The 10,418-nt window shown below is 52.7% G+C and carries 5 protein-coding genes; 4 read left to right on the plus strand and 1 reads right to left on the minus strand.

What is annotated here, in order from left to right; translation table 11 throughout:
- Positions 1-149: 149 nt before the first annotated feature.
- Entirely contained in the window at positions 150-1,148 is a 999-nt protein-coding gene (locus LKK83_RS09510; protein ID WP_324630844.1) for a lysylphosphatidylglycerol synthase transmembrane domain-containing protein, read from the minus strand.
- 352 nt (positions 1,149-1,500) lie between these two features.
- Between LKK83_RS09510 and LKK83_RS09515 the strand changes: the two genes are divergently transcribed.
- The 4 genes from LKK83_RS09515 (at position 1,501) to LKK83_RS09530 (ending at position 9,874) form a co-directional block, all read left to right on the plus strand.
- Positions 1,501-3,972 (plus strand): alkaline phosphatase D family protein, encoded by a 2,472-nt coding sequence (locus tag LKK83_RS09515; protein WP_324630845.1) that lies wholly within the window; start codon positions 1,501-1,503, stop codon positions 3,970-3,972.
- Positions 3,973-4,176: 204 nt separating this feature from the next.
- Positions 4,177-5,994 carry an alpha/beta hydrolase family protein gene (locus LKK83_RS09520; protein ID WP_324630846.1) on the plus strand — a complete coding sequence of 606 codons (1,818 nt, stop codon included), beginning with the start codon at positions 4,177-4,179 and terminating at the stop codon, positions 5,992-5,994.
- A gap of 606 nt (positions 5,995-6,600) precedes the next feature.
- Positions 6,601-8,931, plus strand: coding sequence for a S8 family serine peptidase (locus LKK83_RS09525; RefSeq protein WP_324630847.1), 2,331 nt, complete (start codon positions 6,601-6,603; stop codon positions 8,929-8,931).
- Positions 8,932-9,391: 460 nt separating this feature from the next.
- Complete coding sequence (locus tag LKK83_RS09530) at positions 9,392-9,874, plus strand: DUF6658 family protein (protein WP_324630848.1); 483 nt, start codon at positions 9,392-9,394, stop codon at positions 9,872-9,874.
- Positions 9,875-10,418 lie beyond the last annotated feature (544 nt).

A 10,418-nucleotide genomic window follows, 5' to 3' on the forward strand; every position in this document is an offset into this window, starting at 1 on the left:
GGCGATGGTTCGTGAAAGCGGGCGATGGAAATCGCGACGCAGGCTAATTTTTGGGCATCGATTCCGGCGGACATGATATCAAAGGCGAAATTTATCCCTTTTTTCTATTCTATGCCGATCTGCCGCCCGGGGGCGAGGGAAGGGGGTAGTTATCCCGTGGGGGGGTTGAGTTTGCCACATAGCCAGGCGATCGCCGCCGCCGATGCTTCCGCCAAAACGCTAATCAGACGGTAAAACGCCACCGCCCCTAAAATTACGGCGGCGGAGAAATTGCCTTTCAGCAGGGCGATCGCCGTTGCCTCAAATACCCCAATTCCCCCAGGAGCACCGGGCACCACCAATCCCAGCAACCAGGCAAAACTAAACGCCCCCAACAACATCGGCAACTGCGTCACCTGTACCGGCGTCATCGCCTGTACCGCAAACATAAACCCCACCCCGCGAAATAGCAAAAAGCCGAATTCTCCCAAAAAGGGTAACGCCGGATAGCGCGCCAGTTGCGCCGCAGGGGGGGTCGATTCCGGGTTGGGGGTTTCCGCTGGCGCGTCGGATCCCGGCGCTTTCTGGCTTTTTTTTAGTTTTTTCTGACCGAGAAATTGAACGATCGGGTTTAAAATTTTCGGATGGATGCCGATGAGGACCGCCCCTAACCCCAGGAATTGGAAAATTGCCGTGGCGGTACCGGCACTCCCACCGGTGGGGGCATTTTGCAACAGATTGCCACTGCCGAGTAAGGCAATAATAAACGCCGAAGCTGCCATGAGCAAGGGTTCGAGCAAGACGCTTAGTGTAGCGACAGGCAGAGAAACACCGCGACCCGCCACTGCCGTGATGCGTCCGTAAAAATGCCAGACGTTGCCGGGTAAATACTTGGCAATATTGGTGGTTAAATAGACTTGCAGTCCCCACCCCAAGGGTACCGGTTGGTTGAATTCAGCCAGGATCCACAGCCACACCCACCCGGACCACAGATGGGCAAGCATGGTGATGCCCAAGGCGATCGCTAAGGCTATCCAACTCGACTGGGTAATCTCAATATTGGCCACCGCTGCGGCATTATCTTTCAGGGTTTGCGCTAAAAAAAACAGGGTTGCGCCGAGGATAAACCAGCGCAGATAAGGCTTCAGGCGGGATAAAATGGGTTTCATCTTGCGTTAAGGTTACAGAAGAGCAACAGGCAGGATCGGTGATATTCTCCCTGCGGCTTTGTTTAACACTGTAAACGAAAGAGTATAGAGTGGCTCGTGCCGCCACAAACCCTGCGCCTAACCGGATTTTAAGTTAAATTTTGTAAATTTTAATTGACAATTTCTCCGCCGCGAAATAGGCGATCGCCCGGGATTGCCAGCCCGAAAGCGATCGAGCAGACCCCCGGAGAAATTGCCCTAGGGTGGGAAAAACCACTCGAGAATCCCTGCAAACGCCGTAACATTGAAACGCGCCAATGATATAATTAGCCCTTGGCAAATCTAGGGAAAGCATTCATTATTTATCACAACCATGTTGAGCGCGATCGAGTTTTTCGACGAAACCTTTTATTTGGCACAAAATCCCGACGTAGCCAGTGCCTTAGCCGCCGGCACGTTAACCCGGGCATTCGAGCATTTTACTCAGTTCGGCCAATTTGAGCAACGGCAACCCACCGCCCTCTTCGACCCGGACTATTATCTCACTTTAAATCCCGATGTAGCTGCTACAGTGGCAGAGGGCAACGGCACGGCATTCGGACATTATATCATCTTCGGCCAACGGGAAGGACGCAACCCCAGTTTCTTTTTCGACAACACTTACTATCTCGGCACCAACGCCGATGTAGCGGCTGCGGCTAGGGAAGGCGAAATCACGGGTATTCAGCATTTCGCCTTGTTTGGCGAAACCGAAGGACGCAACCCGACAGACTTGTATAACGAAGCCTATTATTTAGCGCAAAATCCGGACGTAGCGGCAGCAGTGGAGCGGGATGAAATTAGCGGCATTCAGCACTATGTGAAATTTGGGGCGGCAGAAGGGCGGGAGTTTACCCCATTTATCGAACCGAATGGGTCTAGCTTGCCCAATGGGGTGGCTGCCGGCGATGTGACGCCAAACTCGGCGATGTTGTGGACGCGCAGCACGCAAGCCGGTCCGGTGGTGTTTGAATATGCTACTGATGCGAATTTCAGCACGATTGTGGGGCAACAAACCGCGATCGCCACAGATCCGACGGTACCCCTGCAGGTGGCGATCGACTCGTTAACCCCGCAAACCCAATATTACTATCGCGCCACCGATGCCAGCGGCACCGTGGCCCAGGGCAAATTCCGCACCTCCACCCCACCCGGCACCTCGGCCCGTTTGCGCTTCGGCGTCAGTGGCGACTGGCAAGGGGAACTGTCCCCCTATCCCTCCATTTCCAACGTAGCGCAGCGGAATTTAGACTTTTTCGTGCTCATGGGCGATACCCTAGAAGCGGACAGCCAATCCTCGGATTTACCCGGCGTGCGACAGGCGGCTACTTTAGAAGAGTTTCGCACTAAGCATAACGAAATCTATTCCCAGCGGTTCGGGTTTAATCGGTGGGCGCAGTTGCGGGCCGATACCGCCACCTACGCCACCTGGGACGACCACGAGATTACCAATAACTTTGCCGGCGGGGCGGCCCCGGGCGAGTCGCCACAGAAAAACGACATTTTCGGCACTGCAGGCGCGTTTACCAACGATACCGCCGCCTTTGATGCCGGGTTGCGCGGGTTTTTGGATTACAAACCGCTTCAGGAACGGGTTTATGGGGAAACCGGGGATGCGCGCACGGCGGGAGAGCAGGCATTGTATCGGTATAACCTCCACGGGAACGAAGCGGCGACCTTTATTTTGGACGTGCGGTCTTTCCGCGATGCTCCCTTAGAGTCGATTTCGGAAACCGCGAGCGAAGCTGAAGTCAACCAGTATTTGCAAGATGCCTTTGCACCCGATCGCACCATGCTCGGTGCGGCACAATTGCAGCAGTTGAAAGATGACTTGCTGGCGGCGGAAAATAGCGGCGTCACCTGGAAGTTTATCATGTCTACCGTGCCAATGCAGCACTTCGGCATCCCGGTGGCGGGAGAACGCTGGGAAGGATTTGCAGCGGAACGCACGGAGTTGTTGCGCTTTATCGAGCAAAACGATATCGATAATGTGGTGTTTGTGACGGGGGATTTTCACGGGAATGTGGTAAACAACGTTACCTATCAAGAAGGGGTGGGACAACCGCAAATCCCCACCGGTGCGTTTGATGTGATGGTCGGTCCGGTGGCAATTCAGTTGGATATCGGATCTGGCCCGTTTGCCGCACCCTTTGGCACCGCCACCGTGACCTTTACGCCGGATGAATTGCTGCCCGAATCGGAAAAAGAGCGCTATCGGGCGATGACGGATGTGGCGGAAAAGAATGCATTTGCGCGACAGGTGATTGACAATCGGATCGTGCCGTTGGGATATGACCCGGTGGGGTTAGAAGGGTCGGAAATTGACGCGCAGTTGCTGCAGGGGTCGTATTTTGCCGGCCATAATTATGGATGGACTGAGTTTGAAATCGACCCGCAGACGCAACGGTTATTGGTGACTACTTGGGGGGTGGAACCTTATACCGAGGCAGAATTGGAGGCCAATCCCCAGGCGATCGCCACCCGCAATCCCTCGATTCGCATGCAGTTTCTCGTGGATCCGGCACAAGGGGGTGCCCCCAATCTGCCAGACCCAGTGGAAAATGCCGTGACCCAGGCGATTTCGCAAGCGTTTGGCGTCTCTCCCTCGGACGCGGCGATCGTCTCGGTGCAGCGGGAAACTTGGCCGAATGGCTGTCTCGGTTTGGCCGCCCCCGGGGAACTTTGTACTCAAGCGTTGGTTCCCGGTTGGCAGGTGACGGTGCAAAGCAGCGGGCAAGTGTTTGTGTACCGCACCGATGAGTCGGGTTCCACGGTTCGCCTCGACGAACAAGCCTCGCAATTATAATCTCACTTATATCTCGTTCCCTGGCTCTGCCTGGGAACGCCCAGTGGGAGGCTCTGCCTCCGACTCCCTCTTTCCTTCTTTCCTAGCCCGAATCTGTGATTGCCGCGTTTTTCCCCAATTCAAAAACCAAGTCCATCGCTCATCTGGAAAAGAACCGCTATAATTGGTCAACACTTATCACCCATTCGCGAGTCAATCAGAGCCATGCTGACCCCTAACGACTTATTTGATGAAGGGTATTATTTACTCAAAAATCCCGATGTGGCCGCAGCGGTTGCCAATGGGATTGTGGCCAGTGGATTGAACCACTTCCTGGCCTTGGGAGCCGCAGAAGGGCGCGACCCGAGTGCCTTTTTCGATTCTAACTATTATTTGGCAGAAAATCCCGATCTCGCCGATGAGATTTCCCCGGAATTTACGGTATTCGACCACTTTGTTCGGTTCGGACAATTTGAAGGGCGATCGCCCACCCCGTTTTTCAATCCAAACTGGTATCGCATCAAAAATCCCGATGTGGAAGCGGCGGTAGAGCGGGATGAAATCACTGGGTTATTTGCTCACTTCATTGAATTTGGAGCCGCAGAAGGGCGCAGTCCCAGTCCGGTTTATCGGCAGAATTTTTATCTGGAACGAAATCCCGATATTGCGGCGGCGGTGGGTCGAGATGAACTCACTGGCATCGAACATTTTATCATATTTGGGGCGCGGGAAGGACGCAGCGCCAGCGAGGTATTCAATCCTACATTCTATCGCAACATCTATGACGATGTGGCTCAGGCGGTGGATGCCGGCTTGTTGGACAGTGGGGTAGAGCATTTTCTGCGCTTCGGTCGCAATGAGGGACGCGATAGCCTGGACTCCTTCGATCTGCCAGTCCCCACCGGCCCGTTTCCGGTGGATATGACCACATATTTTTTCACCGATACCTCCCGTCCGGAAATTTTTACGGCGGATCCGGATGACGTGCGAGAGTTGAGCGTGGATGTGTGGTATCCGGGAATGGAGACCTCTGTACCCACAGCACCGACCCTCGCTCCCCCGGATCCTTATTTAAACCCCCTGCTGGAAGGAGCGATCGCACCGCAACAGAATTTGCCCCCGAATTTCTACGATTTGATTAATACCAATACCAACACCGTCCCGTTAACGGTATCGGACGCGCAACCGAACTATCCGGTGGTGCTATTTTCGCATGGGTTGGGGGCATTGCCAGAATTTTATACCAGTTTTTTGCAAAATCTCGCCAGTCACGGGTATATTGTGGCGGCGATCGACCATACCTATGTGGCGGGAGCAAGCGTGTTCCCCGATGGGGAAATTACTCAGTTTGCTCGGGATTTTCTGCCCACAAATCCCACAGAGTTGGAAGGGGCGCTGCTGCAAACCGTGGAGGAAACCACCCAAGATGTGAGCTTCGTTCTCGATCGCCTCGCGGAGTTGAATGCCGCCGATCCCACTGGCGTGCTGACCGACAAGTTGGATTTGAGTCGCGCCGGAATGTTCGGTCATTCCTTTGGCGGGATTACCACCACGGCGACACTGCAGCAAGAACCGCGCTTGCAGGCGGGGGCGAGTATGGATGGGTTGCTGATTTCGCCGGATTTGGTCGAGGCGATCGCCGCTCCGTTTATGCAAATAAATGCAGAAAGGACGTTTAAAGATAGCTTTCTCGGACGGTTCCTCGGCGGGGCGGATAGTCTATTTCGTCCCGCTCAGTTTGAGTTGCTTTTTGGTCCGGCAGTTAATCTGTCCATCCAAGGAACAAGTCACAGCGATTTTAGCGATCGCTCCGTGTTGTTTCCCCTGACGGCACTTTATTCTCCCGAAAAACTCGGTTTGCCCGGGGTGTTCGATATCGGATTAACGGATATCGGTCCGATTGAGGGCGATCGCTCCGTGAATATTATCAATGAGTATCTGCGTTCCTTCTTCGATCGGTATCTGAAAAACCAACCTTCACCCTTACTCGCAGAGGCATCCCCTTTCCCAGAAGTGCAAGTCACGGCGCGCAATGTGGTCTAGAACGTAAACACAATATTCAATGACTACCGGACAATACCCATTTTGCCTCCAAATAGACGCGATTTAGTAACTTGGGGGGGATTTTTCTCATCCCTACGGTACCGATGCTCTCGCCAAAATCGCGATCGCCTCCCGATGAGGCGATGTCAGGAGCCTCCACATGGCACCCCTGAATCACCGAATACCCCCACTCCCCCCTCGGGGATCGGTTTTTACAGAAACCCTGCGCCGCTGACCCAAAACCACTTCCGTAAATTTAACGATCTTAAAATTTACTGTTGCATCGACTAATATGTTGGGGAACTCTGACAATACAAGAGCAAGGCGGCGTTTTCCCAAGCCGAAAGTCCCTCGGACTAGCGGATTTTTCCTGGGGTGCGGTTCAATTCAATTTTCCTGGCTGAGGTTTCAAATTGGGATTATAATAAGCCAAACAAAAAAGCCAGGGAATAAAAAAACAAGGAAGGTATGGGGGGAAAGTGCAACTAAATCGCGGAAAAACGGCAATCGATTCGGCGCGTCAATTTTGCAAAATTTCATTTCGCCGATATGTTTTGACCCAAAAAAACCACAAAGGGTAGGGCACTATTACTAAGAGTTGGCATCATGTTAGACATCAGCAGTTTGTTTGACGAAAGCTATTACCTGCAACAGAACCCCGATGTATTGGGTGCAGTGAATGCGGGGAGTTTCAGCAATGGGTTAGACCACTTTCTCCAGGTGGGTCAATACCTTGGCACAGACCCCAGTGGTTTTTTCGATACGGACTATTATTTAGAGGTGCATCCCGACGTAGAAGCCGCCGTTATCCAGGGAGAAACCACCGCGATCGCCCATTTTGCCACCCAGGGGAAATGGGAAGAGCGCGACCCCTTTGCCGAATTTGACAGCGATGTTTATCTGGCCGAAAATCCAGATGTAGCCGCCGCCGTAGAACGAGATGAACTCACCGGCATCGACCATTTTGTGGCAGTAGGTCAGTACGAAGGACGCGACCCCGGCCCGAATTTCGACACGGAATTTTATTTAGAACATAACCCGGATGTGGCCGCAGCAGTGAGACGGGGCGAATTGAGCGCGATCGAGCATTACTTAGAGCTGGGAAAAACCGAAGGACGCGCCGCCCACCGGGAAGAATTTGCCGCGATCGCCCCCAATGACAATCCCGATTTGTCTCGGATTGGCTCCCTCAATTTCACCGGCTTTATCGGCCCTGCCAATTCTCGGGATATCTACTCGTTTCACATCAGCACCCCGAGCAATTTTAATCTCGCCCTCAACAATTTGAGCGCCGATGCCGATGTGGGAATTTTTAAAGATTATAACGGCAACCATCAAATCGATTTCGGCGAACTGGTCAACATTTCGGAAAATTCCGGCACCAGTCCCGAGTCTTTAGAGAGAACCTTAAATCCGGGGAATTATTTCGTGGTGGTGGAACAATACCGAGGAGAAACAGGCTATAATTTAAGTTTATCCGCCACGGAACTCTCCACCCCCGTTCCCGATGCAGCAGGAAATAGCTTACTGCAGGCGCTCGATATCGGTGTTTTGCAAGACACGCGCAGTTTCAGCGACTTTGTGGGCAACGCTGACAGTCTGGATCTGTACCGCTTTCAGGTAAACACTCCCAGTCGCCTGGAAATTGACTTGTCCGGTTTAAGCGCCGATGCGGATGTGTTTCTGGTGCAAGACCTCAACAACGACGGGCAGATCTTGCACCACAGCGAAATCGTCGGATCCTCCGTGGAACCCGGACCAAGTGCCGAGACGATCCGTATCAGTACCTTAACTCCCAACACCGATTATTATGTGGCGGTGGAACAGTACGAAGGAGATACCTCCTATACCCTGACTCTCTCCGCCACGCCGATCGCCCCCAATTCCCCCACCTCAATTACCTCACTGCCCAATTTTGACAGTCGCTTCGGATTTGGGATGGTGGATGCTTCCGCCGCCGTAGCACAAGCATTGGGCGAATCCATCCCCTTCGCCGATGTTGCCAATCCGGTGGTGAATAACTATGGCGTCGATCTGGTAAAAGCCCCGGAAGTCTGGAATCGCGGCTATACCGGATCCGGCGTGGTGGTGGCAGTCCTCGATACCGGCATCGACTTGCAACACCACGAGTTCCAAGGGAAATTGTGGGTGAATGAGGATGAAATCCCCAACGACGGCATCGATAATGATGGCAATGGATATGTTGATGACCGGGGCGGATACGATTTTGCCGATGGCGATCCAGACCCCTCCAACCAAGGAACCCAAGAGGAGCATGGTACCCATGTGGCCGGCATTATTGCCGCCTCTCGCACCGGCGTAGACGCGAACAATGGTTTGGGCCAGCAGTTTGAAATCGCCGGGGTGGCTTACAATGCCACGATTATGCCGGTGCGCGTCTTGAACAATCGGCAAACCTTCAGCGAGTTCGATACTAGTGTGGCCCAGGGGATTCGTTATGCGGTGGAAAATGGGGCGCAGGTGATTAATTTGAGCTTGGGGAATTTTCCCGACGAACCGCCCACGGAAGAAATCGCCGCCGCCCTGCGCTTTGCTCGCGATCGCGGCGTGGTGGTGGCGATCGCTTCGGGCAATGAAGGAGATACCGGCGCAGTGGTGCCGGCAGATCCGGCAATTCGCGCTACGGAAGATTTGGCGATCGCTGTCGGCGCGATCGACCGCGATCGGCGCGTCGCTTCTTTCTCCAACCCCGCCAGTAACGCCCTCGGCACTTACGATTTTATCGTCGCTCCCGGCGTGCAAATCCCTTCGAGTACCCCGAACAATACCTATTCCTCCTCTAGCGGCACCTCGATGGCAGCTCCCTATGTCTCCGGTGTCGCCGCTCTCATGCTCCAAGCCAATCCCAACTTGACTCCCCCTGAAGTGGAAACTATCCTCACCCGCACCGCCGACTCCACCGGCATTATTGCCTAGTCCCCTCCCACCCCCTCGTTCCCAGCTCATGCTGGGAACCTTCCCTCGGAGGTGAAAGACTTACACCCTCACCTCACCGATAGGGTGGGCAACTCGTTGCCCACCCTACTACTTTCTACAAAATAGATAATATTTCATTATAACATACAAACCCCAGATGTCAAACTCAGCCGCGAAAACCCCCCACGACTCTTCACTGTTCCTGTGGCTACTTTTGCAGCGTTGAGCCGTTTCCCCATCAAAGGTCAGGGTTTCGCTTACGTCAGTTGAGCAATAAATATGATACTTCCGATAGAGGCAGAAGTGCATTCCCACCCCCTAAACTGAACAGCAGTGAAAAAAAACGTTTCAGTCTCGCGATTCTTGAGAGAGAATCTGCGGACAATCCGTTGCGCTTTTCTCTACTTAAAAAACAGGGAAAAGCACTGTTAATCTGCTGTAATTGAATGGAGTTTTTTTTATGAAAACAGTCATAACTTGGCTGAAAAATATTCGCCTGCGCCAAATTGTCACCGTATGTATGGCAGGGGTGCTGATGTTCATCGGAACGGCTTGCCAGAGCGGCCCTTCCGTGCTTGCGAAAACTGCAGATGAAGTGCGCGAAGAAGTGTCAGAACAGGCCGTTACTTCTAAAGTAGAAGGAGGGATGAACCAATTTAGCGATACAGATCCGCGACAAAATCCCACACCTGCTGAAGCCAAAGCGAAAAACTTGGTGAAAAGCGCCGAGCGAAACCTGACCAACCGCACCGGAAATCCCGCTGAAGCCGGCAAGCGGGTGGTAGAAGATGCGCCGAAAAATGCCGTAAAAATTGGCGATGAGGCCCAGCGTGCTGCGGAAAAAATGGGCGAAAATGCCAAAGCCGGTGCGGAAAGAGTGAAAGAAAATACCGAAAAGCTAGTGGATAAAACAAAGCGCGAAACCGAAAAGGCGTTAGATTAAGCTGTTACTCATTAGAGCTATGGGAAAACCCAGGAATCGGTAGCTCCACAAAAACCTTTCCAAGTCAAGGCGAAGAACGAGAAACCAAAGCAAGTTTTCGTAACCTCTGAAGTTAAAAAAGAGACGCTCGCGCGTCTCTTTTTTATCTGTTATTGGCTAAAACGCTTTCCAACTCATCTAATCCTTATTATCGCGAGTCTCAACCAGCGGTAAAATTATCTACGGGATGCGAGTGACTCGCTTGCTTTTTCAGTAGCGAACGACAGGTTTCCACTCCTCGCCCTCGGGAATTAACAGAATTCGGATTAAAGCGAGAAATATAGCCTTTCTCAGATTGATGCTATCCGTAGCCGAATAGTCATTACCGCGCTTGCACCTCCAAGGTGAAAAACTCTCTACCTTACTCATATGAAAATATTATAACTATGGTGCGATCGCGATAAATTTTTTCTCCGATGGGGCACTACAGCATAAATAACCATTGCGCTAATCCCTATGTTTTTTTCCATCCCTGGAATTGGACTAAGCATAAATAACCATTGCG

The sequence above is a fragment of the Phormidium sp. CCY1219 genome (assembly GCF_035615515.1).
In the GTDB taxonomy this organism is placed as follows: Bacteria; Cyanobacteriota; Cyanobacteriia; order Cyanobacteriales; family Laspinemataceae; genus CCY1219.

Coding starts and splice junctions, on each gene's coding strand:
- LKK83_RS09510 (WP_324630844.1), bottom strand. CDS start 1,148: ATGAAACCCATTTTATCCCGCCTGAAGCCTTATCTGCGCTGGTTTATC.
- LKK83_RS09515 (WP_324630845.1), top strand. CDS start 1,501: ATGTTGAGCGCGATCGAGTTTTTCGACGAAACCTTTTATTTGGCACAA.
- LKK83_RS09520 (WP_324630846.1), top strand. CDS start 4,177: ATGCTGACCCCTAACGACTTATTTGATGAAGGGTATTATTTACTCAAA.
- LKK83_RS09525 (WP_324630847.1), top strand. CDS start 6,601: ATGTTAGACATCAGCAGTTTGTTTGACGAAAGCTATTACCTGCAACAG.
- LKK83_RS09530 (WP_324630848.1), top strand. CDS start 9,392: ATGAAAACAGTCATAACTTGGCTGAAAAATATTCGCCTGCGCCAAATT.